Genomic DNA, 24,702 nt, shown 5'->3' with positions numbered 1-24,702 from the left:
CTCCTTGTTGATTAGAATGTTTCAGATGTTGTTTTCGCTTGCATGTGGAGTTGGATGTAATCCGGTCCACCTGCTTTTGAATCCGTTCCTGACATGTTGAATCCACCGAACGGCTGGTAGCCGACGATTGCGCCTGTGCAACCACGGTTGAAGTAAAGGTTACCAACGTGGAAGTTTTGGCGAGCGAACTCTTGGTTTGCGCGGTCACGCGTAAGCACTGCACCTGTCAAACCGTATTCTGTGTTGTTCGCGATGTCGATCGCTTCTTTGAAGTCTTTCGCTTTTGTGAAGGCGACGACTGGTCCAAAGATCTCTTCTTGCATGAGACGTGCTTTCGGGTCGACGTCTGCGACAACCGTCGGCTCGATAAAGTAGCCTGTTGAGTCATCGGCGCTTCCACCTGCGACGATGCGTCCTTCTTCTTTTGCCACATCGAAATACGATGTGATTTTCTTGAAGGCTGCTGCGTCGATGACAGGTCCCATGAAGTGTTCGTTCTTCTCTGTGTTTCCTACAGAGAGTTCGTTCGTGAGTTCGACGACGCGGTCAAGTACCGTGTCATACACACTGTCAACGATGACGGCACGTGAACAAGCTGAACATTTCTGACCTGAGAAACCGAATGCCGATTTGACGATCGATTGTGCTGCGAGTTCGAGATCCGCTGACTCGTCGACGACGATTGTATCTTTTCCGCCCATCTCTGCGATGACGCGTTTGAGCCAGATTTGACCTTCGTTCAACTTAGAAGCACGTTCGTTGATGCGGAGTCCCACATCACGCGATCCTGTGAAGCTGATGAAACGAGTTTTCGGATGGTCGACGAGGTAGTCTCCAACTTCTGCGCCAGGTCCTGGGATGAAGTTGAGAACACCTTTTGGAAGACCTGCCTCTTCCATCACTTCGACGAATTTCGCAGCAACGATTGGTGTCGTTGAAGCTGGCTTCAAGAGAATCGTGTTACCGGCTACGATTGCCGCAACAGCTGTACCGGCCATGATTGCGAACGGGAAGTTCCATGGGCTGATGACGATCCCGACCCCGAGTGGGATGTAGTCATAACGGTTGTATTCGCCTGGACGGCTCTCGACTTTCTTACCAGGTTTGAGTTCGAGCATCTGACGTGCATAGTATTCCATGAAGTCGATCGCTTCTGCTGTATCCGCATCTGCTTCGTTCCATGGCTTACCTGCTTCTTTGACGAGATAAGCTGAGAACTCATGCTTGCGTTTACGGACGATGTTCGCTGCTTTGAACAAGACGTCTGCGCGGACGGCTGGATCGACGTGGCGCCATGAGTCAAATGCTGTGAGTGCTTCTTGCATCGCACGTTCTGCGAGCTCTTGGTTTGCTTTTGAGACGCGACCGATCACTTCTTCTTTGTTCGCTGGGTTGTAAGACGTGATTTTACCTTCCGTCGTAACCTTTTCCCCACCGATTACGAGCGGATAGTCTTTCCCGAGCTCACCGTTCACTTTCTCGATTGCCGCTTGGATCGCATCGGCATTCTCTTTTTGTGTAAAGTCTGTGAATGGTTCATGTTTGTATGGAATCATTCTCGTTCCCCCTTAAAGTGATGTTGAGCGTTAAAGCGCTTACGTCTGTATTGTATCGAAATTATCGTAGAAATCCTAGTGAAACAATTTTCCAGAAACACACGCCATTGGAGCGACAATTCGAGACATGGTAGGATGGGGGAGAACACGGCTTTAGAAAGGACGAACAACATGAAAAAATGGCTTATTCCGCTCCTCCTCGTATTCACGCTCGGGGCATGTGGGAACGACGAAGAGACGGTTATAGAAGAAACGAAACGCGCATTGCCTGACGCCGTCACGGAAGTATATGCGGACTATCAAACGGCGCTCGAATCGGGCGATGCCGATGCGCTCGCAGCCATCGACTACGCGGGTCGCTTGACTGACATTCCGGCGACCGGTGCCGTCACGCGTCAGCTTGCCCCGGGTGACATCTATGAGAGTTGGGTCAACGAGGACGAAGACGTGGCGTTTCTCGTTCATGAAATGGTCGACCAAGACGGCAATCCGCTCCCGAACCGACTCAGTAAAGTCGCTGTGAAAGAAGGTGACGATTGGTCGCTCGTCATCACGCCGACTGCGTTACCAGAGGACGTCATCGCCGAAGTCGGAGAGCTCCTCATCGGGATACAGGCAAACGAATATGGGGTCAACGCAGAAGCGAACGCCCGTCTTGCAGAGGTTCCGGAAGATGAGGCAGGACCGATCTACGACCGAGTCAACGCCCAGACCGACTATACGGCACTCGAGGCGGACAATAACGTTTTTCTCTTAATGGCGGAGACGTTGACGGTCGAAGAGAACCAAGCGATCATGGCCGATTACTTTAAAGCGTATGAGACGTGGTACACCGACAATGAAGAGACGCTTCGAAAAGCGGCCGCCACTGAAGATCCAATCGAGTATATCGAAGTTCTCGATCCATTGAAGACAAAATTAGAGGAAGCGATCGATGGCTTCGACGAACAACTCGTCGACCCGTCGTTCGGTTAAGGAGGAAAACAGATGCTCGCACCCACATTTTCATTACCAAACCAAAATGGAGAGATGGTCTCGCTAAAAGATTATTTAGGCAAGAAAGTCGTTTTGTATTTTTATCCTCGTGACTCGACACCGGGTTGCACGACGGAAGCGTGTGATTTCCGTGATGCGATGCCGAAGATGGAAGGCGCGGTCGTCATCGGGATTTCAGCGGACAGTCAGAAGAAGCACCAGAACTTTATCGCGAAGAATGAGTTGCCGTTCGACTTGCTCGTCGATGAGAATCATGAAGTGTCTGAATTGTACGGTGTTTGGCAACTGAAGAAAAATTACGGGAAAGAGTATTACGGCATCGTCCGTTCGACGTTCCTGATCAATGAAGACGGCTATATTCAAGAAGAGTGGCGTAACGTCAAAGTGAAGGGACACGTTGAAGAGGTCGTGTCTGCCATCCGTTCGTAACGAGAATCAAGCATCGATTTCATTTGAAATCGGTGCTTATTTATTCTTAAATATATTACAAACATATTTCGAAATAAATTTTAAGAAGCTCTTAAGAACAAGGGGTCAGGGAAAATATTACAATTATATAACGTATTGAGAACGCTTTCTTTTTGTGGTGTACCTTGACTCGATTGTGAATGTTCTGAAAAATATAGGGAGAGCGCTCAAATCAAGAACGTAGGAGGAGAGCAACACAGTGAATCAAATTGAAAGTTGGCTGTCGAGTTTATCAAATCTCGTCTGGGGGCCACATTTATTAATCTTACTCGTCGGGACAGGAATCTTCCTGACCGTCCGTCTCGGCTTTATTCAAGTAACGAGGCTTGGTGTCGGCTTGAAAGAGGCCTTTATTCCAAAGAATGAGCAACCGAAGAAGAAACAACGTGGGGACATCTCGCATTTCCAGGCGTTGATGACGGCATTGGCGGCCACGGTCGGTACCGGAAACATGGTCGGTGTCGCGACGGCAATCGTCCTCGGGGGACCGGGCGCAGTCGTTTGGATGTGGTTATCCGGTTTTGTCGGAATGGCGACAAAATATGCGGAGGCCATTCTGGCGGTCAAATATCGTGTCGTCGATGAACGAGGCGAAATTGCCGGGGGACCGATGTATTACTTAGAACACGGGCTAAAGAAAAAGTGGCTTGGCATGTTGTTTGCCTTATTCGCATCGGTCGCAGCCTTTGGGATTGGGAACGGGGTACAGACGAACTCAATCAGTCTCGCCTTGAACAATTCGTTCAACGTCCCAATGGTTGTGACAGGAATCGTCATGATGGCGGTAACAGCGTTTGTCATTTTAGGTGGTGTCAAATCGATCGGAAAAGTCGTCGGGATCTTCGTCCCGTTCATGATTTTTGCTTATGTCGGAAGCGGGCTCGTGATTCTCATCATGAACCTTGAATTGGTACCGGGTGCCTTATCGACGATGTTCTCGAGCACATTCAGTGCCGAAGCCATCGGTGGGGGTGCGTTAGGTGCCGCGATTCGCTACGGGGTCGCGCGCGGTGTGTTCTCTAACGAGGCAGGACTTGGATCTGCACCGATCGCGGCCGCGGCAGCGAAGACCGACTTCCCGGGACGACAAGCACTCGTCTCGATGACACAGGTGTTGATTGATACGCTAATCGTTTGTTCAATCACCGGACTCACGATTGTCATGGGTGGTCAATATACGGAAGGACTCGAAGGGATTGCCTTGACGCAAGCGTCATTCGCCTATTTCTTAGGACCGATTGGTGAAATCATCGTGACGGTCTCACTCGTCTTCTTCGCCTATTCGACCGTCCTTGGCTGGTGTTATTACGGGGAACGTTCTGCATACTATTTACTCGGGGAAAAAGTGATCGTCCCGTATCGTGTCCTCTATATTTTAGTCGCAGGACTCGGTGCGATGACGACGAACTTGAATTTGATTTGGTCCATCTCGGATGTGTTCAACGGTCTCATGGCGATTCCGAACTTGATTGGACTCTTGTTCCTGTCGGGTGTCGTCGTCGCCGAGACAAAACGATTCGAACTCGAACGAAAAAAAGAAGCGGCGCAGTCTGCCGCCTGATTAGAAAACCCGCCGAACAGCACGTGTCGGCGGGTTTTTGTCATACTTTGAATTGTCGAATCAATGAATCGAGTTCTTCCATCTTTTGTTGTGACTGTTCGGTCGCTCGGTTCAATTCAGCGAAGCGATCGACGGACATCGTCACTTTTTCAGCTATCTCTTGCGTCCCAAGAGCACCATTATTGACGGTCGTCGCCACGTCTTGAATGACGCCGATCATATTCGACGTCAATAGCTCAAGCTCACCCGCGGCAGCGGCGAACTCGGTCGCCGTCGTCTCAAAACGTCCCGCGTCCTCGCTATATTGGCCGGCCGCCTCCTCGAGTTGGTCATAGTCTTTCAACACGTTCGTATCGAGGAAGTGAAGCATCTGACCTGAGCTTTCATTCAAATGATCGACCGAATGGAGGACGGTCGTCGAGATGGCTTGGATGCGTTCGACGGTCGCTCGGCTCGTCTCGGCAAGTTTTCGAATCTCATCAGCGACAACGGCAAATCCACGACCGGCCTCACCGGCACGCGCTGCCTCAATGGAAGCATTGAGGGAAAGCAGGTTCGTTTGAGCGGCGATGTCGAGAATATCGTTCGTGAGCGTTGCGATTTCACGGACAGCTTTGGCGTCTTGCATCGCTTTCTCTAAGTTCGTGCGTGTCGACTGCAGAACGCTGATGGCGTTCTCCTTCGCTTCCACCGCATGCGACTTCAGAGAGAGGGCGCGTTCATCAATCTGTTTGGCTTCGACTTTTCGCTCATCAGCCATCGTCACGATATGATGAATCGTCCGTTCCATATCCGACGCAGACGCGTTCATCTCTTGCGCGCTCGCGGCCGTCTGTTGCATGCCGGCGGTCAAGTCTTCGGTCGTCGCCGCAGTCGTCGTCATATACGTATCGAGTTCTTTCAATTCGTCATACATATGGGTTGATTGTTTCGTCACGCCTGTTGTCACATCGTTCACTTGCAAAATCAACTGACGTAAGTTGGCGATGAACTGATTGAAGTCACGGGCAAGTCCTGCGAACTCGTCACGACGTTTCACGGGAATCGACGTCGTCAAATCGCCTTCGCTCGTTGCGAGTTCGTGCATCTTCGTCTTGAACTCTTTGAGTGGTTCAAAGATCGAACGGAAGATGAAGAGCATCATGAGAATGGTCATGACAGCCGCGACCCCGAGAACGATGAGAAGTGTCAGCTGGACCTGTTCAAACATCTTAGCCGCTGCAGCTGTGTCCGTTTGAATTTCTTCACGGTTCAAGTTGACAAGAAGACCGAGAGCGTTCGAGAGCGTGTCCGCGCTTGCGGTAGCCGTATCACGAATGTATTCTTCCGCAGCTCCTTCACCTTCTTCATTTGAAATACGGATAAGTTCGGTCATGACAGTCTGGAAGTCGTTCCAGTTCGCACTAGCTTGGTCGAAGAGCTGTTGATCCTCTTCCATAATAATTGTCGCTTCATAGCCATCCATCCGCTGTTCTAAAATCGCAACGGATGCTTGAATGTCTCGCTCGATATTTTGTTTCGTCACCGCATCGTCGACGAGGGCGTGACGAATGAGGTGGCGTCGAATTTCGAGCAATTGTTTATCGACTTGATGGATTTGGTCCATCCCCGGTACCCAGGAGACGGTCATATCTTCTTGAGCCGCTTTTGAGGCGTTCAAGGCATACCAAGAGTAACCGCTTACACCGAGAAGTAAAACGAACATGATGCTGAAAGCGGTGATCAGTTTATTTCGGATCGACATATGATTCCTCCTTAACGAATCGTTTCTATACATAAGCATAATCAGAATCGCGCTTCGACCGTATAGCTGATTTGGAAAGCGGGTCAATATTCGGGGAGGATTCCCCTAGTTTCATAAAAATGAGACAATTTAGAACGAGATAGATTTCCTTTTTTGTCTTATGAAAAAGTGGTATGATAATGAACGATGTATTGAAAACTGTTGGAGGTGGGAATTTTGGCTCGTATTACAGAAGCTGAAGTTCGGCACGTTGCCGGACTTGCCCGACTTGCGATCACGGATGAAGAAGTGACGCACTTCACGGAGCAATTGACAAAAATTCTCGAGTTCGCCGAGCAACTCGATGAGCTGGATACAACGGGCGTCGAACCGACGACCCATGCCCTAGATTTGAAAAACGTACTACGCAAAGACGAGGTTCGTCCATCGCTTCCACGTGAGGAAGTCGAACGGATGGCACCTGACTGGGAGAACGGTCAAGTCCGTGTCCCTGCGGTCTTTGAGTAAGGAGGCCTTTCATGAGTTTATTTGACCACGGTGTAGCGAAGCTGCACACGCTATTAAAAGAAGGCGAAGTCACGGTCACAGACCTCGTCAAAGAGTCATTTGACCGCATCGAAGCGACAGATGACAAAATTGGTGCGTTTTTGACGCTCAATGAAGATGCGTTCGAGCAAGCGAAACGCATGGACGAGCTCGCCAAAACATCAGAAGATCCGCTCTTCGGGATGCCAATCGGTGTGAAAGACAACATCGTCACAAAAGGGATGCGCACGACATGTGCCTCGACGTTCCTCGAGAACTTCGTCCCGGCCCACGATGCGACAGTCGTCGAGCGTCTTCATGACGCCGGTGCCGTCACAATCGGCAAGTTGAACATGGACGAGTTTGCAATGGGTTCATCGAACGAGAACTCGGCGTTCAAACCGGTCCGTAACCCATGGGACCCGACACGTGTACCAGGAGGTTCTTCAGGCGGTTCAGCGGCATCGGTCGCAGCTGGACAAGTCCTCTTTAGCCTCGGTTCGGATACGGGTGGTTCGATTCGTCAACCGGCCGCTTATTGCGGTGTCGTCGGTATGAAACCGACATACGGTCTCGTCTCACGCTTCGGCCTCGTTGCCTTCGCGTCGTCACTTGACCAAATCGGTCCGCTCACGCGTACCGTTGAAGACAATGCTTACTTATTGAATACGATTGCGGGACACTGTGACATGGATTCGACGTCAGCCGAGGTCGAGGTGCCGGACTATACGGCAGCGCTCAACCAAGATTTGACGGGGATGAAGTTTGCCCTCCCGGAAGAGTTCATGGCAGAAGGCGTCGCGCCAGGCGTCCGTGAACAGATTGAAAAAGCGATTGAGACGCTCAAGTCTCTCGGTGCGACGATCGAGACGGTATCGATTCCGTCCGTGAAGTACGCGCTCTCGGCTTACTACTTGCTCGCATCATCAGAAGCCTCTTCGAACTTGGCTCGTTTCGACGGTATCCGTTACGGACGTCGTGCCGAAGCGGACACGCTCGACGAAGTGTTCACGTATTCGCGTGAACAAGGTTTCGGTGACGAGGTCAAACGCCGGATCATGCTTGGGACATATGCGCTCAGCTCTGGTTATTACGATGCGTTCTATAAGAAAGCACAACAAGTCCGTACCCTCATGAAGCAGGACTTCGCGAAAGTGTTCGAAGAGTATGATGCCATCGTTGGACCAACTGCACCGACGACAGCGTTCAAACTAGGCGAACAGCTCGACGATCCGCTCACGATGTATGCGAACGATATCATGACGATTCCGGTCAACTTGGTCGGTATCCCGGCGATCTCGGTCCCGGCAGGTCTTTCAGAAGGTCTTCCGGTCGGTCTTCAAATTATCGGGAACTACTTTGATGAATCAACACTTTACCGCGTGGCCCATGCTTTTGAACAAGCAAACGGCGGTTTCAAGATGCCACAGCTCTAAGGAGGACGTACGATGAACTTTGAAACGATCATCGGGATCGAGGTGCACGCCGAGCTGAGCACGAAGTCGAAGATTTGGTGTGGCTGCTCACGCACTTACGGTGCCGAAACGAATACACAGACGTGTCCGATTTGTCTCGGACACCCGGGCGTCTTGCCTAAATTGAACGAAGAAGCGGTCAACCTCGCCATCAAAGCGGCGATGGCACTCAACTGTGAGATTGCGACAGATACGAAATTTGACCGTAAAAACTACTTCTACCCAGACACGCCAAAAGCGTATCAAATCTCGCAGTTTGACAAGCCAATCGGTTCAAACGGCCACGTCGACGTCGAAGTCGATGGCGAGATGAAACGATTCCGCATCGAGCGCGTACATTTGGAAGAAGATGCTGGAAAGATGAACCACACGGGCGAGAAACACTCGGTCGTCGACTTCAACCGGACCGGATCACCGCTCATCGAGATTGTCAGTGAAGCAGATATGCGTTCACCGAAAGATGCGGTCGCGTACCTCGAGCGTTTGAAAGAGGTCCTTTCGTTCGCTGGCGTCTCGGACGTCAAGATGGAAGAAGGATCGCTTCGCTGTGACTGTAACATCTCGGTCCGTCCATTCGGGCAAGAGAAGTTTGGGACGAAGACAGAGCTCAAGAACTTGAACTCGTTCTCGAACGTCTTGAAGGCACTCGACTTTGAAGAGACGCGTCACCGCAAGTTGCTTCTCTCAGGTGGCGTCATGCGTCAAGAGACGCTCCGCTACGACGAAGCAGCGAAAAAGACGATTCTCATGCGTGTCAAAGAAGGGGCAGCGGACTACCGCTACTTCCCAGAACCAGACCTCGTCCGTCTCGAAATCGATGAGGCGTGGAAAGAGCGCATTCGCGCGACGATTCCAGAGATGCCGGCAGCACGTCGTGAACGCTACATGAGCCAATACGGTCTCTCGGCATACGACGCGAAAGCTCTCACGTCGACGCGTGAGTTCTCGGACTTCTTCGAAGCGACGACAGCGGCTGGAGCTGAACCGAAAGCAGCGGCGAACTGGCTCATGGGTGAAGTACTCGGTCACTTGAACAAGTCGAATGAAACGGTCGAAACGATGAAGTTGACACCAGAAGCACTCGCAGAACTCATCCGCTTGATCGCGGAAGGGACGATTTCATCGAAGATTGCGAAGCGTGTCTTCACAGCGATGATGGAAGAGGGTGCAGAGCCGAAAGCGTATGTCGAAGCGAACGGTCTCGCCCAAATCTCGGACGAGAACTTGCTCCGTGGCTACATCCTCGAATTGTTCGAGGCACACCCGCAAATGATCGAAGACTTTAAGAACGGGAAAGACCGTGCGAAAGGCTTCATCATCGGGCAAATCATGAAACAGACGAAAGGGATGGCGAACCCGGCACTCCTCGATGGCTTGTTCCACGAAGAGATCGCAAAACGCTAAGCAGGCGGCGAGACACTTGTGTCTCGCTTTTCGCTCGAGTTGAGCACAGGGGAGAGAATCAATATGCAACGGAAACGTGCGCGGGTCATTTATAACCCGACATCTGGTAAAGAAGTGATCAAACGGGAACTCCCGTACATTTTGAACCGCCTCGAGGATGCGGGTTATGAGACGTCGACGTATGCGACGAAAGCGATTGGTGATGCCACGCTCGAAGCAAAACGGGCCTCAGCGGCCGAGTTCGACCTCATCATCGCCGCAGGTGGAGACGGGACATTGAATGAAGTCATCTCAGGGCTCGCACCGCTTGAGAATCGTCCGACAATCGGTCTCATTCCGGTCGGGACGACGAACGACTTTGCCCGGGCGATGCGGATTCCACTGAGCGTCGTCGGCGCACTCGACGTCATTTGTGATGGGTTCGAGATGCCGGTCGACCTCGGGGAGATCGAAGGCGAGAAAGGTGATATCCACTATTTCATCAATATCGCCGGGGGTGGAATCATGACCGAGCTCTCGTATGAGGTGCCATCGAAGTTGAAGACGGCACTCGGACAGCTCGCGTATTACGTGAAGGGAATGGAGAAACTGCCACTCATCAAACCGACATATATCGAGCTCGAGCACGATGAAGGGACATTCCAAGGCGAAGTCATGGTCTTCCTCACATCGAACTCGAATTCAGTCGGTGGATTTGAAAAAATCTCACCGCACGCGTCGTTGAATGACGGGTTGTTCGACTTGTTCATCCTTCGGAAATGTAACTTGTTTGAATTCATCCATGTCGTCCGTCTTCTCCTCCGCGGGGAACATTTGTCGAGCCCACTCGTCGAACATGTGAAGACGAGCCGCGTCAAGATGAAGACGACCGAGCCGATGAGTCTGAACATCGACGGAGAGTATGGAGGGGAGTGCACAGGTGAGATGCGGAACTTGTTCCGTCACTTGACGGTGCTCGCACCGAACGCCCGGATCCGCGAGATGGAAGATTTGAATGCACAATATGAACGCGAACAGATGATCAAGCAATTGTTCAATGTTTCGCTAGATAAAGCAGAGTGAAAAGATAGGAATGACGACATCAGTCATTCCTATTTGTAATGGAAGGAGCATTCGTATGCTACCAGTGAAAAAGAATGATCGTCTCGATGTCCACGTCCACGACCTAACCCATGAAGGGGCGGGTGTAGCACGTGTCGATGGCTATACGCTGTTCGTCCCGAACGCGTTGCCAGGAGAGACGGTCGAAATCGTCGTGACGAAGACGAACAAGCAGTACGGGTTCGCCCGATTGTTGAACGTGAAAGAAGCGAGTGCCGACCGCGTCGAGCCGCCGTGCCCGATCTTTTATCAATGTGGCGGCTGCCAGCTACAACACTTCAGCTATGAAGGACAACTTCGCCAAAAACGGGAACGCGTCGTCGATGCGTTGAAGCGTCTCGGTCAGTTCGATGTACCGGTACATGACACGATTGGGATGCCAGAACCTTGGCGCTACCGCAACAAGGCACAAGTCCCGTTCAAACAAGAAGGGGACCGTCTCGTCTCAGGCTTCTATCGTCCTCGTTCGCATGACATCGTCGAGATGAGCGAGTGTTTGATTCAAGATAAGCGTAATGACAAGGCAATCCAAGTCGTTCGTGATGTATTGGACGCACATGGCGTGCCAGCGTATGACGAGAAGACAGGCCGCGGGGTCATTCGTCATGTCATGGCCCGTTACGGGTACCATTCAGGTGAACTCATGATCGTCCTCATCACGAAGACGACGAAACTAAAAGGCGTGAATGAGATTGTCGCGGACATCGTCGAGCGTCTCCCGGACGTGACGTCGATCATGCAAAACGTCAACCCGGACAAGACGAACGTCATCCTCGGGGCGACGAACAAGTTGCTCTACGGTCATGAGACGATTGAGGACAAAATCGCAGGACTCACGTTCACGATTTCCCCGCACTCGTTCTTCCAAGTCAACCCGGTCCAAACAGAGAAGTTGTACGGGAAAGCGTTAGAATACGCACAACTGTCAGGTACGGAGCAAGTCGTCGATGCGTATTGTGGCATCGGGACAATCAGCCTCTTCCTCGCCCGGAAAGCGGCACACGTTTACGGTGTCGAAGTCGTACCGGAAGCAATCGAGGATGCGAAACAAAATGCGCTCGTCAATGAGATCGATAACGTGACGTACGCATGTGGAGCGGCCGAAGATGTGCTCCCACAGTGGAAGAAAGACGGTGTGAATCCGGACGTGATCGTCGTCGACCCGCCGCGTAAAGGATGTGCCGAGTCATTCCTCGAGACGATGGTCGAGATGGGACCGAAGCGAATCGTATACGTCTCATGCAACGTCGCGACACAAGCACGTGATATGCGTTATCTTGCCGACCGTGGCTATCGCTTGATGGAAGTGACACCGGTCGACATGTTCCCGCATACGGCGCATGTGGAGACGGTGGCATGGATGGAGAAAGTAGAATAAGATGAATGTATGATGCCTTCGATTGAATCAATCGAGGGCTTTTTTTGCAAACAGCCGAAAGGGGAGTCGGAGATGAGGAAGATTATTGTTCTAGAACATTTGTCATTGGATGGTGTAATTCAAGCACCTGGTGGAAAAGAAGAGGACAAGAGCGGGGATTTCATGCATGGAGGATGGACAGAGTCGTTTTCGAGTCAAGAGCTCGGCATTTGGATTCGAACGCAGATGCACAGTGAGTTTGATCTGTTACTTGGTCGAAAAACATATGATCAGTGGGCGAGTTACTGGCCAAAACATGATGACATTTGGCCGGAAGCCAACCGTGCAGTGAAGTATGTGGTTAGTAGGCATTCACATGATTCACAATGGGAATCAACGACGTTTCTGACAGACCCGGTCGAATCATTGAAACGACTCAAACAACAGGACGGACCGGATTTACACGTCTGGGGCAGCAGTGAACTCGTACACACGTTACTCGCGAACGACCTCATCGATGAATACCGATTGATCATGTATCCGATTATCATTGGTTCTGGAAAACGTCTTTTCCCAGATGGAAACATCTTGCCACTTCAACTTGATGTAGTCGAGCAACAGCTGATGCCGAACGGAGTCAGTATCGTCCGCTACGAACGTATTCAACAAGATGGAGAGGGGCTATGAGAATCGAGCAGCACCTCGAGATGACCATTTCAGAATCGATGGATACGGAACTGATTGAGCTATTACAGCATTCATTTCCTTCCATTTATCCGAATCGCCGCTACTTTAAGCAACTGCCGCATCTTCGGCTCATCGCGTATGAGGATCAACAAATCATCGGACAAGTCGGGTTAGATTTTCGTGTGATGAATATGGATGGAACTCCGATTCACGTGCTTGGCATCATCGATTTATACGTACGGGAAGCAGTGCGGGGACGTGGGGTCGGACGGGCGTTAATGGAAAAAGTCATCGCGCTCGGGGAAGCGTACCCAATCGACTTTCTCCTGTTGTTCGCTGACCGACCAGATCTTTACGAACGCATTGGGTTTCACACGGTATCCAATACATGCACGTGGCTTCAAATCAATGACGAGAATCAAACGACACGAGGAATCGGGGAAGCACGATTTGAAGAATTGATGATTCGTCAGGTGGGAGACAAACGATGGACCGATGGAAAGCTTGATTTGCTCGGATACTTATACTAGGAGGGTCCAGATGAACCGTGAACAAGTGTCAGCCACGTATGAGGCGTACGCACAAAAAATTGGTGACCGGAAACGAGTATATAAAACGATTGCGAGAACCTTCGACGTGAAGCGGGCGCTTTATCCTGGAAGTCACGTCGATATCGCACCATCCTTTGTTATCCCTCACGTCATCTATGTCGACAGTTTCAAAGGGACGATTCGTTTCTTCAAACACATCGAAGCGGTGCATAGGCTGGTGGATGAAAGAAACGAATACGATGAGCCATGTACGATTGAATTCTTTGGTCAGGATTATACGCAGCCGCTCGATATCGAACCGGTCGATTTGATCATCTCACAGTATGCTGGATTGGTTGGTCAGGCGACGAAACACTATTTGAAGCCAGGCGGCATCTTGCTCTGCAATGATAGTCACGGGGACGCGACGTTGGCACGATTTGATGAGGCATTCGAATTGATTGGGGTTATAGGAAGTGCGAATGAACTCGTTCAGACGGGGCTCGACGAGTATTTCCGATTGCCGAAAGGGAAAGACGTCGATATCGCAGAAGTGAAGAAGAAGATGAAAGGTTTTCGATATACGAAACAAGTGGAGAATTATGTGTTTCAGAAAAGGAGGGATTGAATGAAACAATATACGATGCGAAACCGAAGCGTCCCGATTTCCTTACATGACGCTGTCATCACGGAAGTGACCGTCATGGGTTCGACCATCCGTCTCGTCTTTGAAGATGGAATCCGTGATTTGTTCAGGAAAGAAGCGGTTTGGACAGGACGCGCTACCGTGACGATTTCGAAGGTGGAACGAGATTCTTCTTCCCTTACACGATTTGGTGAATCGACTTATACTGTGTGTTCGATTGAACAGTTGAGCCACTTTGTAAAACGTGGACGTTTCGAGATTGTCGATGAGTTGTATGGTTACCGCCAGCTGTTATTCCGCTGCATGTGGTTGACGGATACGACATGTGAGACGGTGGAGTTGAATCTCTCCCATGCAAGCGAGCTCGTCATCCGATGGGAAGACGACCCTGTAGAAGAGATGTATGAATCTGAATCATTTTGAAGAAAGCGTCAGTCCTACGTGCTGAGCGACTGCTCTCGCGACATCTTGTTTTGATTGAGAATCCGTTACAATCTTTTCTGCGTGGATGTCAGATTCGAATGCGGATTGGCAGCGGTCGATTTGAGATTTCCCCCAAGAGTTGAACCACTCGAATCGTTTATTTAATCGTTTCACGAGTGTCCGTCGATTCGCTTCGAGAATGATATGTCGTACATCGACGCCTTCTCGTTGAAGTCGTCCGATGATTTCATCTACATACGTTGCGTCAACGAGTGTCATTGGAACGAGGATGACCCCATCAAAGGACGTTGCGATTTTCAAAAGCATTCGATAATTGAACTCTCGCCATTCCGGGTGATGTTGAAAATCAGATTGCTGAAGGCTCTCCGGTAATTGATTTCGAATGAAAAATCCAGCCTGCTCCGGGTCATAGAGAAATGCGTTCGGCAGTTGTTTCTGAAGTATATTAGCACATGTGGTTTTGCCTGAACCGAAAGCGCCGTTGATCCATATAATCATTCCTACTCCTCATTTCATTGTCATTGTTCCTTTATTATATCGAACGGTGTGGTGAAACAGTTGATACAATCCGACAGACATAATAGAATAGATGAGTGATTTTGTTGGACTGTATGGATGAAAGGAACTGATTTTACGATGAAAGAAAACTTTTGGCGCGACCTTCCGCGTCCATTCTTTATACTTGCCCCGATGGAAGATGTGACCGATGTCGTCTTCCGTCATGTCGTCGCTCATGCGGGACGCCCGGACGTCTTCTTCACAGAATTTGCGAACTCGGACAGTTATTGCCATCCTGAAGGGAAAGGTAGCCTTCGTGGCCGTTTGACATTCACGGAAGACGAGCAGCCGATGGTCGCCCACATCTGGGGAGACAATCCGGAATATTTCCGTCAGATGAGTATCGGGATGGCCGAGATGGGCTATAAAGGACTCGATATCAATATGGGTTGCCCAGTCCCAAACGTCGCAAAACGTGGAAAAGGGAGCGGACTCATTCTCCGTCCGGAAGTCGCGGCTGAGCTCATTCAAGCGGCGAAAGCCGGCGGCATCCCGGTCAGCGTCAAGACGCGTCTCGGTTTCGCGAAGCTCGACGAGTGGCGCGACTGGTTGACGCATCTCTTGAAACAAGACATCGCGAACTTGTCGATTCACCTGCGCACGCGCAACGAGATGAGTAAAGTTGACGCGCACTGGGAGATGATCCCGGATATCGTGAAGTTGCGTGACGAGATTGCACCAGATACACTTATCACCATCAACGGAGATATCCTCGACCGTCAAATGGGACTCGAGCTCGTTGAGAAGTACGGGGTCGATGGTGTCATGATTGGTCGCGGGATTTTCAAGAACCCGTTCGCATTCGAGAAAGAGCCGCGCGAACACTCGATGGAAGAACATCTCGATCTATTGCGTCTGCAACTGGACCTTCAAGACAAATTCCAAGAAGACGTGCCACGTTCAATCTCGAACTTGCACCGGTTCTTCAAGATTTATGTCAAAGGATTCCGTGGGGCTAGCGAGCTCCGTCATAACTTGATGGAAACGAAATCGACGGACGAGGTACGAGCGTTGCTTGATGCCTTCGTCGAGAAATATCATGAAGAAGAGGCAGCGCTGGCTGCTGAATAAACGATGAGGTTCAGCGAGAGCTGGACCTTTTTTGTATACTGAATTGAGAAAGGGTGAGAAACATGATGAATATTCGCAAAGAAAGAGTGGAAGATGAGCGTCGCGTGGAAGAAATTGCGCGGGAAGCGTTTTGGAACTTATATTTCCCGGGATGTCATGAGCATTATGCAATCCATCAACTTCGAAAACATGAAGATTACTTGCCAGAATTGTCATGGGTTATCGAGATTGATGGAGAGCTTGCCGGTGGGATCTTCTACTCGAAGTCGAAAATTGTGGATGGAGAGAAGTCGGTGGATACCATCACGTTCGGTCCAGTTTTCATCGATCCGAAGTATCATCGACAAGGCGTAGGCAGACATCTCATTACGCATTCAATCGAACATGCGAAATCGCTTGGTTACCGTGCAATCCTGACACTCGGGTATCCATATCATTATGAACCATATGGTTTCGTAGATGGAAAACGATACGGCATTGCGATGCCGGACGGACAGTATTATAAAGGACTACTTGTACTACCTTTATACGAAGGGGCGCTTGATGGGGTTCAAGGTGTCGCCGTATTTACAGAGGGATTGGAAGTGGAAGAAGCCGAGGTAGAGGTGTTCGACGCTACGTTTCCAAAGAAGAAAAAAGAAGTGCTACCCAGTCAACGCGAGTATGAGCTTGCTTCAACTGAACTCGACAAATCATAAAGCGATGCCAAAGACATGATCTTTGGCATTTTCTCTTGTTTCTTACCTAAATAAAGGATATTTTGGATATATCGACTGTTGCTACATATTAGGAAATATACGACAAGGTTGTTTAGAAAAAAGTAGTGAATTCGCTTTGACATAAAGAATGAATGAGTTGTAGATGGGCATGGAAGAGATGAAGTCGTCAGATTGAACGGATTGGTAAGGAGGAGCAAGATGGATTCACGAGAATGGAAGGACTGTATCATTTGTTTTGGATTGATTGCGGGGACAACACTCGGTGTAATCCTCTCGTTTTTCTTCGATATACAGCTGACATACGGCATCGCGAGCGGGGCGATGGTTGGCTATATCGGAGGACTTGCCGTATCGATTTGGAAAAAATGATGAATAAGCGCTTCGACTCCTCGTCTCAACGACGAGGTTTTTTTAGCATGTTGTGACGAAGAATAGTCGATTGGGATCTATAGTGATAGAGGGTTAAGAGGAGGGGGTAAATAGATGGATGACCAGGTCATCATCGATTGGTACTGGGAGCGATCCGAATATGCGATTGTTGCCACGAAAAAGAAATACGGGAGATATTGTCATCGTGTTTCCTACAACATTCTACAAAATCATGAAGATACGGAAGAGTGTCTGAATGATTTATATATGAAAGCATGGGAATCAATACCGCCGACACGTCCGTTTCGACTCGGGGCGTATTTGACGAAGATTGTTCGGAATCTCTCGCTGCAACGCTATAAGAAGAATCATGCGAAAAAACGGGGTGGTGGACAAGTACCGCTCGTCTATGAAGAACTAGAACATGTCCTCACGGTGTCGATGAAAGACGAAGACATCGTCGACCTATTGAATGCATTTCTTGCAGACCTTCCTCGACAGACGAGAATGATGTTCATGCAACGTTATTTTTATCTTCACTCGATTCAAGAAATTGCGAAAAACCATCAACTCGGGGAGAGTCATGTCAAAATGACGCTGAAGCGAACGCGTGATGCATTACAGCGAGCGCTTGAAGCAGAAGGGATTCGCGTATGAAGAATGAACAGTTGCTTCGACTACTTGGGGAAGTGGATGACCGCTTTATAGAGGAATCCATGATGATAGAGCGAAGACCTTATCAACGACTCAAATGGGGGGCAGGACTGGTACTCGCCACCGCGGCGGGATTCATGCTCTTCACATCGAATATTTGGAATGAACGTATGCCTTTATCCACGGATTCGACGGCGAACTCGGTTCATATCGTCGATAAATCAGAAATAAGACAAGGTACTTCCCAGGAAAACTTGATGGACATGACAGAGGATGAACTCTTTTCGCGGTGGAGTCCGGTCGTGATCAGAGGAACGGTCTCGAACATCCAGCACATAGAGATTGATTTCAACGGGGAGACCGAATATCAATCCCTCATCACGATCCATGTGTCAGATGTGTATCGGGGGGATGTGCAAGTCGGGCAAGAACTGATTGTTCGTGCCGATGCAATCGGAGGAATGGAACAGACAGAGCATACGAGCGTCATCTCACACGTACGTCAAGGGATGGAGGGCATCTTTATGCCGATTCCATATGATGACGAATTCATCTGGGAACAAAACGGGGCCACACTTCGACTGAAAGATATTGCGGATTACGGTTTTCCGGACGGGGAGCGTTATCTGTTTTTAGATACTCCGAATGGACTGTTGTTTGAGCGGGATGCTTATCCGTCATTGCAAGATATGCATTCTTTAGATGGAATAGAACGTTGGATGATCTCACGATTTCATGCATCAAAATAATCTACATCTCACATTATTAGGAGGGTGAACGATATGGAACGTACGATTACGGTAAAAGGAACAGGAAATGTCTCATCTCGACCAGATTTGATTGTGATTCACATGGACCTCGTCTCAAAAGCACCGCGTTACGAAGACACGATGACCGAGGCGGCAACTGCGGTGTCACATCTTCAAATAGCCATCTCTCGCGCAGGTTTTGACAAAACGGACCTTAAAACGAGTGACTTTTCCATCGATACGGAATACGAGCGCTATCGTGATCGAGATGAAAATTACCGGTCGCGATTTGTCGGATATGTCTGTAAGCAGAAGACGAAGCTCGAATTTGCACTCGATACGTCAAAACTATCGGACGTCATCGAACAAATCAGTCAATCCCGGGCAAATCCGACGCTCTCCATTCGTTTCACGATGAAAGACCCGAATGCAATCGAAGATCAGCTATTGGTGAGTGCTGCGGAGAATGCGCGGAAACGAGCGGAACTCCTTGCGAAAGGAGCAGGTGCAGAACTAGGGGACTTGCTTCAGATCGATTACACATGGGGTGAGATTCACGTATTCTCGCCTACAAACGTTCTCTATAGCCAGGACATCGTCTATTCTGAATCGCGGATGCCCGAAATCGAACCAGATGACATCAATGTCAGTGATTCGGCGACGTTCGTCTGGAGTCTTAAATGAGGCGATTCATGATCCTGACTCTTTTCGCTATATCGATTGCGCTTCCCGTATCCGCCCTTTCCTGGGCATATACATTTGTCGTGTTCGACCGAAATGCATATGAAGTGCTTGATACGATAATAGGTGAGGATTCGCTCGGTGACGTGATCGGTGAAGTGGAAACAACGGTCAACGATGAGACGGGACGTTACTACGGGAATGCCTCAAATGGCTATCCGATTGGGACCGCTTACCGTGAAGTTGTTGGGGAGCCCATTGAAGACGTCATTGCAGTTGAGGACGGCTCGGAATGGAAACGGGCAGAATTCCGATTCGAAGCACCCTATCATACGCGCGACTTTGTCACATTCTTCGGCTATATCTTGCTCGTGCTCGGCATTGTTATGGTAAGTTGGACACTCTTCAAGCGAAGTTCACTGTACAAAAAAGAAGCATGAACGAACGTTGGAATGGGAAGGGGATAAAGAGACGTTCGGCAAAGGGGGATTCATCATGAACATTTTGATTATCTTTGATTCGTTGTATGGTCATACAGAAAAGATTGCCCATGCGATGCAGGAAGAACTTTCGAAAGAGCATGAGGCACGCATGGAACATGTGTTGAACATCGGCCTTGGTGACTTGGCGCATGTCGACCTTGTCGTCATCGGTTCACCAACACATGGGGGTTATGAGACAGAGGACATTAAAGTGTTTCTAGACGGAATCTCGGACAATGCGCTTCGCGGGAAGCGGACGGCTGCGTTTGATACGAGTGTCGTCAAAGAAAAACAGAATCCGATTCTCGGTAAAATCATCGACTGGTTCGGTCATGCGGTCAATCGCGTCGAAGGGGAAATGATTGAAAAAGGCGCGATGAACGTTCAAAAAGAATCGTTCTTGGTTGATGGGAAGACGGAGATGCTGAAAGAAGGCGAGCTCGAACGTGCGAAAGCATGGGCACGAGAGTTGGTCGGATAATACGTGAAACGCATTCTGGAATCAGGATGCGTTTTTTAGTGGAAGCGGAAGAGAAGGCTGAAAAAGCGGGTAAATACTTAGTATTCAACTCTTTAGAAAGGGAGCTGGTTGTGATGAGAAAAATGGAACGTGATGTGTTCGTCGGATGGATGGTCGTCTTGCTCGTTATATTGGTGCACTTCCTCATCACCGTCTCTCTCGGAAACTCATACTTTGCCGAGTCCTCACTCAATCGCATGTTGTGGCTCTCGAGTTTCCCAGCATTTTTGATTGCTTTCGTCGCAGCCTTTTTCCAAAAAACGAATACGATTCTCCTAGCGGTTCGTCGTGGATTGTTGTGGACCGTCGAGCTGATCGTCGCGTTCACAGTCCTCGCCTGGGTGTTCCGTTCGTTTGAAGGATTGTATGCGAACGCGGGTCTCTATTGGTTATTCGGTGCCGTCTTGATTGGTCCGATTTTCTACGTGATGGCATTCCGGCGTCAACATACGAAACGGATCCGAACACCTTGACTCGAAACGTCTCCTCTTTCAGGAGGCGTTTTTAGATTGTCGCAGGATGGGAATGGAGTAGAGAGAAAAGAATGGAGGAGAGTGCGATGAGCCAGTATTTTTCATCATCCTATGAAGAGTCGCGAGAGAAGTTCATCAATTTGTTGCCGGAGGTGAAACGCTTTTATCCGAAAGCGGAGCTGTTGACGCATTCGATTGGGGACGAAAGCATCGACATCATCTTAGGCGAACCGAAACGAGATCGAAAAGCTATACTTCTCATGACCATCGGGGAACATGGAATTGAAGGATATGCAGGTGCCGCAGTGACGCATCAATTTGTTCAAACACAATTGCCACAACTGCGACATGAAACGACAGGCCTTTGTCTCATCCATGCCGTCAATCCGTGGGGAATGAAACACTTCCGCCGGGTCAACGAGCATAATGTTGATTTAAATCGGAACTATGTGATCGACCGTGAATCTGTGCCGTATAACGTGAACCGTGAATATGAGCTGATGCGCCATCTCTTCGTACCGGACGGAGTGATTGACGACTACCATGAGGCCCGTGAACAGATTTATTCGTTCCTCGGCTCTGGCATTAAGCTCGATGGCTTCAAAGCGATGAGTGGAGCGAAAGGGATGGGACAGTACCAATTCCCGAAAGGTGTGTACTATGGCGGAGAAGAAGACGAACCGTCAGCCATCTTCTTGAAAGGCATTCAACATGATCTACTGGAGCGCTACGAGAAAGTGGTTCATCTCGATTGGCATACCGCACTCGGCCCGACAAACGAAGTGACGATGGTCATCAGTAAGCGAGACGGTCGCACCGAAGACGAGTTGAAACAGGCATACGGTCTCGACAACGTGAAAGTGTATGACCCAGATGAAGTACTCGGGGACTCGACGAACCACTTCTACTATGTACGAGACACGGAGTATCCAGACAAAGGACTCGTCTCTGCTCTCTTTGAGTTCGGGACGTTCGGAACGTCGACGAAAGCCTCTATTCGCGAGTTTTTGACGATCATTTTAGAGAATCGCCTGTACTTCGAAGGGACGAAAGATCCCGAAGCGCGTAACGGGATTCAAAACGAGTTTATGGCGATGTTTTATCCAGACGACTCGTCTTGGCGGGAAGCGGTGTTACGAGAAGGTGCAAAAGCCATTGAGGGTTACTTAAAAGGAGAATCGCTCTGGCGTGACACATGAGAAGGTTTTCAGGAATCGGAAACGGGAACAAGTAGGTTGTGAGTGTTTACGCTTAACAATGACTACGGAGGGTGAATGATGGGATACATTACAGCACATGACGGAACAAATTTATATGTAGAAGATGTCGGTTCTGGGGAACCGATTGTATTTTTACATGGTTGGCCGGCGAACAACAACATGTTTGAGTATCAGAAGAATGCGCTTGTCGAAGCAGGCTATCGTTATGTCGGGATTGACTATAGGGGATATGGTAAGTCTGATGCCCCGGCGACAGGCTATGATTATGAGACAATGGCATCCGACGTGCATATGGTCGTTTACGGTCTAGGCCTGAAAGACTTTACACTCGTTGGATTCTCGATGGGTGGGGCAATTGCAGTGCGATATGCAGCAGACTATAAAGAAGACGGTCTGAAAAAGTTAGTGTTAGCGGGAGCAGCGGCACCAATTTTCACACAACGTCCAGACTATCCATACGGGATGACGACGGACGAGGTCGATGCGTTGATCGAAGATACGCGAGCCGACCGGCCGAAGATGCTCGAAGGATTCGGGGAAATCTTCTTTGAAAAAGAACATTCGAAACCGATGCAGAATTGGTTCCATCATCTTGCGCTCGTGGCTTCGAGTCACGGAACGATTGCCTCTGCAAAAGCGCTCCGAGACGAAGACCTTCGTGACGCTCTTCCAAAGGTTGACGTGGAGACGTTAATCATTCACGGAGTGCACGATAAAATCTGCCCATTCGAGTTCGCAGAACAGATGGAACAAGGCATTCCGAACGCCCGCATTGAACGATTTGAAGAGAGTGGGCATGGGACAGTTCTCGATGAGCGTGAGAAATTTAACGACACACTTTTACAGTTTGTAAAATAATTTATGACCTCCTGATGGGGGTCTTTTTGTTTGTGTAGATGGATAAGAACCAACTAAAACGGGTATAAATCAATTGGAGTTCCCTTCCAATTCTTTTGAATCACCGAAACATCGCTGTGACAAGAGTCACGATGTTTTTTTGTGTCGTTTTGGAGAAAGGGGGATGAATAAAGCTAGGCACATGGATTTAGTTCAACCTGTCCTACCATTCATGGTACAATAACGGGGTGGATTAACAGATTGAGGAGAGATTTAAATGAACATCGCTTTCTTTTTATATCCGAAAGAAGACGTCAAATATTTGGACCCCGAATCAACGGTACGACAAGCACTTGAAAAGATGAAGCATCATCGATTCACGTCTGTCCCACTCGTTTCGGAAAACGGATTTTACGCCGGGACGATGACAGAGGGGGATTTACTCTGGGCACTCGCAGAACAGCTTCGCGGGGAAGAAGACTATGAAAAAGTGCTCCGGACACGTCTAAAAGACATCAAGCAACGCGTTCGCTATAAGCCGGTATCCATTACGGCCCAAATCGAAGAACTCGTCGATGCGATCACGGATCAAAACTTCGTGCCGGTCGTCGATGACGGCAAATACTTCATCGGCATCATCCGACGCCGTGACATCATCGAGTATTATTCATCAAAGTTGAAACAACTGGAGAATGAAGTCCGATGACGAACAAGCCAGAACCGAATCCCGGTTCTGGCTTGTTTTACGTTTCTTTCTGTTTTGTTTTCAAGAACGGAAGTGGAGCAATCATTGCGATGAAATAAATCAAGGCGATCACGAGTAAAAGTATGATTGCCGGTAAATAGGGTGCGATGAGTGGGATGACGAGTAGGACCGCAAGAACCGCGAGTCGCTTCCACGACACTTTGAAGAACAGGCGATTGAAGTAAATGACACCATATCCAAACAAGACGATGGCGACATACAACGTGATCCGATGTGCCAAATCGAGTGTCTGCATCGGATCGTGCACGATGGTGATCTTGACGACGGCGAGTAAGATGATGCCGAGGAACATTGAAAGATGCGACCAATAGAATCCGGCCTTGGCTGTCTGATCTCGTTTATCCGTATGCATGTCTTTAAAACGATTTTCTCTTGCTTCATCGTCCTTCACGTAGGAGTACCAAAGCAGAACGGTCAGCATAAGGGCAAGAATCATTGTCAGAACGACATCCGACGTTAAATCCTCATCAATCGCAGCTCGACCGGTCGATGCAATCGTTTCGCCAAGGGCGATGACGAGAATCAAGTAATGACGCTCAAGGAAGTGCCAGGACGACACTTCGAACTGCCCTCTGTTTTTCTGTACAAGAGGACCTAATACCGCAACGATCGCGACAATCCCCCATACAATCAGGCGTACGTCCCCCTCAAACAGCGAAGCGACGAGGATGATGATGCTAAAGGAGACATTGTACGGTACGATGGCAAGCATCGCTTTTTTCGTATCCTCATTACTGTGCAACAAGAATAGCGTCGAATGCACGGCGACAATCACTAAAAAGCCAAGCCCGAAAATGAAGCCATCTTGATCATATGCTTTTGGGATGGCGACGGAAATGAGCATAAAGCCAATCATCCCGAGCGTCATGAAGATTTGATGATTCCTTCTTGTCAGTTTGGTCGTGTTCGTCAACCAAATATACCCTTCAAAGATGTACCAAATGAGGGACATGAGGACGAGAACTTCTAAAAACGCATGAACACTCAAATGATGTTCGAGTTTCAATGTGAGTTGGATGAACGTAAATACAAATACCAAGTCAAAAAACAGTTCAATCTTTTCTACCTTTTCATGATGAGAGGGCATGAGAGGACTCCTTTTCATAGAT

At 49.3% G+C, this 24,702-nt stretch carries 28 protein-coding genes; 24 read left to right on the top strand and 4 right to left on the bottom strand.

Translation table 11 applies throughout. The features are described 5' to 3' along the window. Positions 1-11: 11 nt before the first annotated feature. Positions 12-1,556, bottom strand: coding sequence for an L-glutamate gamma-semialdehyde dehydrogenase (gene pruA, locus LCM29_RS07940; protein WP_224861859.1), 1,545 nt, complete (start codon positions 1,554-1,556; stop codon positions 12-14). Between the two features lie 171 nt (positions 1,557-1,727). On the opposite strand from pruA, the gene LCM29_RS07935 reads away from it, so the two are divergent. The 3 genes from LCM29_RS07935 to LCM29_RS07925 all read left to right on the top strand — a co-directional run bounded on the left by LCM29_RS07935 (position 1,728) and on the right by LCM29_RS07925 (position 4,581). After that, the gene (locus tag LCM29_RS07935) at positions 1,728-2,531 is read left to right on the top strand and encodes a hypothetical protein (protein WP_224861857.1); all 804 of its coding nucleotides are present in this window, start codon (positions 1,728-1,730) and stop codon (positions 2,529-2,531) included. A 12-nt stretch (positions 2,532-2,543) separates the two neighbouring features. Further along, on the top strand, positions 2,544-2,981 hold the full coding sequence (bcp, locus tag LCM29_RS07930; RefSeq protein WP_214786010.1) for a thioredoxin-dependent thiol peroxidase: 438 nt from the start codon (positions 2,544-2,546) through the stop codon (positions 2,979-2,981). A 238-nt stretch (positions 2,982-3,219) separates the two neighbouring features. After that, the gene (locus LCM29_RS07925; protein ID WP_224861855.1) at positions 3,220-4,581 is read left to right on the top strand and encodes an alanine/glycine:cation symporter family protein; all 1,362 of its coding nucleotides are present in this window, start codon (positions 3,220-3,222) and stop codon (positions 4,579-4,581) included. A gap of 40 nt (positions 4,582-4,621) precedes the next feature. Here LCM29_RS07925 and LCM29_RS07920 read toward each other — a convergent pair whose 3' ends face one another. Continuing rightward, positions 4,622-6,325 carry a methyl-accepting chemotaxis protein gene (locus tag LCM29_RS07920; RefSeq protein WP_224861853.1) on the bottom strand — a complete coding sequence of 568 codons (1,704 nt, stop codon included), beginning with the start codon at positions 6,323-6,325 and terminating at the stop codon, positions 4,622-4,624. 216 nt (positions 6,326-6,541) lie between these two features. Between LCM29_RS07920 and gatC the strand changes: the two genes are divergently transcribed. From gatC to LCM29_RS07875, 9 genes are all read left to right on the top strand, one after another. Next, on the top strand, positions 6,542-6,832 hold the full coding sequence (gene gatC / locus LCM29_RS07915) for an Asp-tRNA(Asn)/Glu-tRNA(Gln) amidotransferase subunit GatC (RefSeq protein WP_012727041.1): 291 nt from the start codon (positions 6,542-6,544) through the stop codon (positions 6,830-6,832). Between the two features lie 11 nt (positions 6,833-6,843). Beyond that, complete coding sequence (gene gatA, locus LCM29_RS07910) at positions 6,844-8,286, top strand: Asp-tRNA(Asn)/Glu-tRNA(Gln) amidotransferase subunit GatA (RefSeq protein WP_224861851.1); 1,443 nt, start codon at positions 6,844-6,846, stop codon at positions 8,284-8,286. 12 nt (positions 8,287-8,298) lie between these two features. Then, complete coding sequence (gene gatB / locus LCM29_RS07905) at positions 8,299-9,729, top strand: Asp-tRNA(Asn)/Glu-tRNA(Gln) amidotransferase subunit GatB (protein WP_214745758.1); 1,431 nt, start codon at positions 8,299-8,301, stop codon at positions 9,727-9,729. 63 nt (positions 9,730-9,792) lie between these two features. Continuing rightward, positions 9,793-10,791: a diacylglycerol kinase gene (locus tag LCM29_RS07900; RefSeq protein ID WP_214745761.1), complete on the top strand. Its 999-nt coding sequence runs from the start codon at positions 9,793-9,795 to the stop codon at positions 10,789-10,791. Between the two features lie 55 nt (positions 10,792-10,846). After that, positions 10,847-12,208, top strand: coding sequence for a 23S rRNA (uracil(1939)-C(5))-methyltransferase RlmD (gene rlmD / locus LCM29_RS07895; protein ID WP_224861849.1), 1,362 nt, complete (start codon positions 10,847-10,849; stop codon positions 12,206-12,208). A 72-nt stretch (positions 12,209-12,280) separates the two neighbouring features. Next, complete coding sequence (locus tag LCM29_RS07890; protein ID WP_224861847.1) at positions 12,281-12,874, top strand: dihydrofolate reductase family protein; 594 nt, start codon at positions 12,281-12,283, stop codon at positions 12,872-12,874. Continuing rightward, positions 12,871-13,404, top strand: coding sequence for a GNAT family N-acetyltransferase (locus tag LCM29_RS07885; protein ID WP_224861845.1), 534 nt, complete (start codon positions 12,871-12,873; stop codon positions 13,402-13,404). The genes LCM29_RS07890 and LCM29_RS07885 overlap by 4 nt, the downstream gene beginning before the upstream one ends. 10 nt (positions 13,405-13,414) lie before the next feature. Next, positions 13,415-14,032 carry a hypothetical protein gene (locus tag LCM29_RS07880; protein WP_224861843.1) on the top strand — a complete coding sequence of 206 codons (618 nt, stop codon included), beginning with the start codon at positions 13,415-13,417 and terminating at the stop codon, positions 14,030-14,032. Further along, positions 14,033-14,473 (top strand): hypothetical protein, encoded by a 441-nt coding sequence (locus LCM29_RS07875; protein ID WP_224861841.1) that lies wholly within the window; start codon positions 14,033-14,035, stop codon positions 14,471-14,473. Here LCM29_RS07875 and LCM29_RS07870 read toward each other — a convergent pair. After that, on the bottom strand, positions 14,465-14,992 hold the full coding sequence (locus tag LCM29_RS07870) for an AAA family ATPase (protein WP_224861839.1): 528 nt from the start codon (positions 14,990-14,992) through the stop codon (positions 14,465-14,467). The two genes, LCM29_RS07875 and LCM29_RS07870, sit on opposite strands and share 9 nt — an antisense overlap. 138 nt (positions 14,993-15,130) lie before the next feature. Here LCM29_RS07870 and LCM29_RS07865 point away from each other — a divergent pair, with 138 nt between their 5' ends. The 12 genes from LCM29_RS07865 to LCM29_RS07810 all read left to right on the top strand — a co-directional run bounded on the left by LCM29_RS07865 (position 15,131) and on the right by LCM29_RS07810 (position 23,533). After that, positions 15,131-16,123 (top strand): tRNA dihydrouridine synthase, encoded by a 993-nt coding sequence (locus LCM29_RS07865; RefSeq protein WP_012727027.1) that lies wholly within the window; start codon positions 15,131-15,133, stop codon positions 16,121-16,123. A 65-nt stretch (positions 16,124-16,188) separates the two neighbouring features. Beyond that, positions 16,189-16,821, top strand: a complete 633-nt coding sequence (locus LCM29_RS07860; RefSeq protein WP_224861837.1) for a GNAT family N-acetyltransferase — start codon at positions 16,189-16,191, stop codon at positions 16,819-16,821. A 219-nt stretch (positions 16,822-17,040) separates the two neighbouring features. Then, entirely contained in the window at positions 17,041-17,211 is a 171-nt protein-coding gene (locus LCM29_RS07855) for a hypothetical protein (RefSeq protein WP_224861835.1), read from the top strand. Positions 17,212-17,325: 114 nt separating this feature from the next. After that, a complete protein-coding gene (locus LCM29_RS07850; protein ID WP_224861833.1) occupies positions 17,326-17,868 on the top strand; it encodes an RNA polymerase sigma factor in 543 nt (180 codons plus the stop codon). Next, positions 17,865-18,614 (top strand): hypothetical protein, encoded by a 750-nt coding sequence (locus LCM29_RS07845; protein WP_224861831.1) that lies wholly within the window; start codon positions 17,865-17,867, stop codon positions 18,612-18,614. Before LCM29_RS07850 ends, LCM29_RS07845 begins: the two co-directional genes overlap by 4 nt. A gap of 33 nt (positions 18,615-18,647) precedes the next feature. Beyond that, on the top strand, positions 18,648-19,298 hold the full coding sequence (locus LCM29_RS07840; RefSeq protein WP_224861829.1) for an SIMPL domain-containing protein: 651 nt from the start codon (positions 18,648-18,650) through the stop codon (positions 19,296-19,298). 8 nt (positions 19,299-19,306) lie between these two features. Further along, positions 19,307-19,735 carry a hypothetical protein gene (locus LCM29_RS07835; RefSeq protein ID WP_224861827.1) on the top strand — a complete coding sequence of 143 codons (429 nt, stop codon included), beginning with the start codon at positions 19,307-19,309 and terminating at the stop codon, positions 19,733-19,735. A 55-nt stretch (positions 19,736-19,790) separates the two neighbouring features. Further along, positions 19,791-20,258 carry a flavodoxin family protein gene (locus LCM29_RS07830; protein WP_224861825.1) on the top strand — a complete coding sequence of 156 codons (468 nt, stop codon included), beginning with the start codon at positions 19,791-19,793 and terminating at the stop codon, positions 20,256-20,258. Between the two features lie 113 nt (positions 20,259-20,371). Further along, positions 20,372-20,770, top strand: coding sequence for a hypothetical protein (locus tag LCM29_RS07825; RefSeq protein ID WP_214874696.1), 399 nt, complete (start codon positions 20,372-20,374; stop codon positions 20,768-20,770). An 86-nt stretch (positions 20,771-20,856) separates the two neighbouring features. Next, positions 20,857-21,969, top strand: coding sequence for a M14 family metallopeptidase (locus LCM29_RS07820; protein ID WP_224861823.1), 1,113 nt, complete (start codon positions 20,857-20,859; stop codon positions 21,967-21,969). 75 nt (positions 21,970-22,044) lie between these two features. After that, on the top strand, positions 22,045-22,848 hold the full coding sequence (locus tag LCM29_RS07815; RefSeq protein ID WP_224861821.1) for an alpha/beta fold hydrolase: 804 nt from the start codon (positions 22,045-22,047) through the stop codon (positions 22,846-22,848). Positions 22,849-23,104: 256 nt separating this feature from the next. After that, positions 23,105-23,533, top strand: coding sequence for a CBS domain-containing protein (locus LCM29_RS07810; protein WP_074033810.1), 429 nt, complete (start codon positions 23,105-23,107; stop codon positions 23,531-23,533). 37 nt (positions 23,534-23,570) lie between these two features. Here LCM29_RS07810 and LCM29_RS07805 read toward each other — a convergent pair whose 3' ends face one another. Beyond that, positions 23,571-24,680 carry a low temperature requirement protein A gene (locus LCM29_RS07805; RefSeq protein ID WP_224861819.1) on the bottom strand — a complete coding sequence of 370 codons (1,110 nt, stop codon included), beginning with the start codon at positions 24,678-24,680 and terminating at the stop codon, positions 23,571-23,573. Positions 24,681-24,702: the final 22 nt, after the last annotated feature.

This window comes from Exiguobacterium aestuarii (assembly GCF_020171655.1).
Taxonomy (GTDB): Bacteria; Bacillota; Bacilli; order Exiguobacteriales; family Exiguobacteriaceae; genus Exiguobacterium; species Exiguobacterium aestuarii_A.
Note: the sequence above shows the minus strand (reverse complement) of the source record. Positions and strands in the feature narration are given on the sequence as shown.

What these genes read in the sequence shown, in the direction of transcription:
- pruA (WP_224861859.1), bottom strand. Translation starts at nt 1,556, where the DNA reads ATGATTCCATACAAACATGAACCATTCACAGACTTTACACAAAAAGAG.
- LCM29_RS07935 (WP_224861857.1), top strand. Translation starts at nt 1,728, where the DNA reads ATGAAAAAATGGCTTATTCCGCTCCTCCTCGTATTCACGCTCGGGGCA.
- bcp (WP_214786010.1), top strand. Translation starts at nt 2,544, where the DNA reads ATGCTCGCACCCACATTTTCATTACCAAACCAAAATGGAGAGATGGTC.
- LCM29_RS07920 (WP_224861853.1), bottom strand. Translation starts at nt 6,325, where the DNA reads ATGTCGATCCGAAATAAACTGATCACCGCTTTCAGCATCATGTTCGTT.
- gatA (WP_224861851.1), top strand. Translation starts at nt 6,844, where the DNA reads ATGAGTTTATTTGACCACGGTGTAGCGAAGCTGCACACGCTATTAAAA.
- gatB (WP_214745758.1), top strand. Translation starts at nt 8,299, where the DNA reads ATGAACTTTGAAACGATCATCGGGATCGAGGTGCACGCCGAGCTGAGC.
- LCM29_RS07900 (WP_214745761.1), top strand. Translation starts at nt 9,793, where the DNA reads ATGCAACGGAAACGTGCGCGGGTCATTTATAACCCGACATCTGGTAAA.
- rlmD (WP_224861849.1), top strand. Translation starts at nt 10,847, where the DNA reads ATGCTACCAGTGAAAAAGAATGATCGTCTCGATGTCCACGTCCACGAC.
- LCM29_RS07890 (WP_224861847.1), top strand. Translation starts at nt 12,281, where the DNA reads ATGAGGAAGATTATTGTTCTAGAACATTTGTCATTGGATGGTGTAATT.
- LCM29_RS07885 (WP_224861845.1), top strand. Translation starts at nt 12,871, where the DNA reads ATGAGAATCGAGCAGCACCTCGAGATGACCATTTCAGAATCGATGGAT.
- LCM29_RS07880 (WP_224861843.1), top strand. Translation starts at nt 13,415, where the DNA reads ATGAACCGTGAACAAGTGTCAGCCACGTATGAGGCGTACGCACAAAAA.
- LCM29_RS07875 (WP_224861841.1), top strand. Translation starts at nt 14,033, where the DNA reads ATGAAACAATATACGATGCGAAACCGAAGCGTCCCGATTTCCTTACAT.
- LCM29_RS07870 (WP_224861839.1), bottom strand. Translation starts at nt 14,992, where the DNA reads ATGATTATATGGATCAACGGCGCTTTCGGTTCAGGCAAAACCACATGT.
- LCM29_RS07865 (WP_012727027.1), top strand. Translation starts at nt 15,131, where the DNA reads ATGAAAGAAAACTTTTGGCGCGACCTTCCGCGTCCATTCTTTATACTT.
- LCM29_RS07860 (WP_224861837.1), top strand. Translation starts at nt 16,189, where the DNA reads ATGAATATTCGCAAAGAAAGAGTGGAAGATGAGCGTCGCGTGGAAGAA.
- LCM29_RS07855 (WP_224861835.1), top strand. Translation starts at nt 17,041, where the DNA reads ATGGATTCACGAGAATGGAAGGACTGTATCATTTGTTTTGGATTGATT.
- LCM29_RS07850 (WP_224861833.1), top strand. Translation starts at nt 17,326, where the DNA reads ATGGATGACCAGGTCATCATCGATTGGTACTGGGAGCGATCCGAATAT.
- LCM29_RS07845 (WP_224861831.1), top strand. Translation starts at nt 17,865, where the DNA reads ATGAAGAATGAACAGTTGCTTCGACTACTTGGGGAAGTGGATGACCGC.
- LCM29_RS07840 (WP_224861829.1), top strand. Translation starts at nt 18,648, where the DNA reads ATGGAACGTACGATTACGGTAAAAGGAACAGGAAATGTCTCATCTCGA.
- LCM29_RS07835 (WP_224861827.1), top strand. Translation starts at nt 19,307, where the DNA reads ATGATCCTGACTCTTTTCGCTATATCGATTGCGCTTCCCGTATCCGCC.
- LCM29_RS07830 (WP_224861825.1), top strand. Translation starts at nt 19,791, where the DNA reads ATGAACATTTTGATTATCTTTGATTCGTTGTATGGTCATACAGAAAAG.
- LCM29_RS07825 (WP_214874696.1), top strand. Translation starts at nt 20,372, where the DNA reads ATGAGAAAAATGGAACGTGATGTGTTCGTCGGATGGATGGTCGTCTTG.
- LCM29_RS07820 (WP_224861823.1), top strand. Translation starts at nt 20,857, where the DNA reads ATGAGCCAGTATTTTTCATCATCCTATGAAGAGTCGCGAGAGAAGTTC.
- LCM29_RS07815 (WP_224861821.1), top strand. Translation starts at nt 22,045, where the DNA reads ATGATGGGATACATTACAGCACATGACGGAACAAATTTATATGTAGAA.
- LCM29_RS07810 (WP_074033810.1), top strand. Translation starts at nt 23,105, where the DNA reads ATGAACATCGCTTTCTTTTTATATCCGAAAGAAGACGTCAAATATTTG.
- LCM29_RS07805 (WP_224861819.1), bottom strand. Translation starts at nt 24,680, where the DNA reads ATGCCCTCTCATCATGAAAAGGTAGAAAAGATTGAACTGTTTTTTGAC.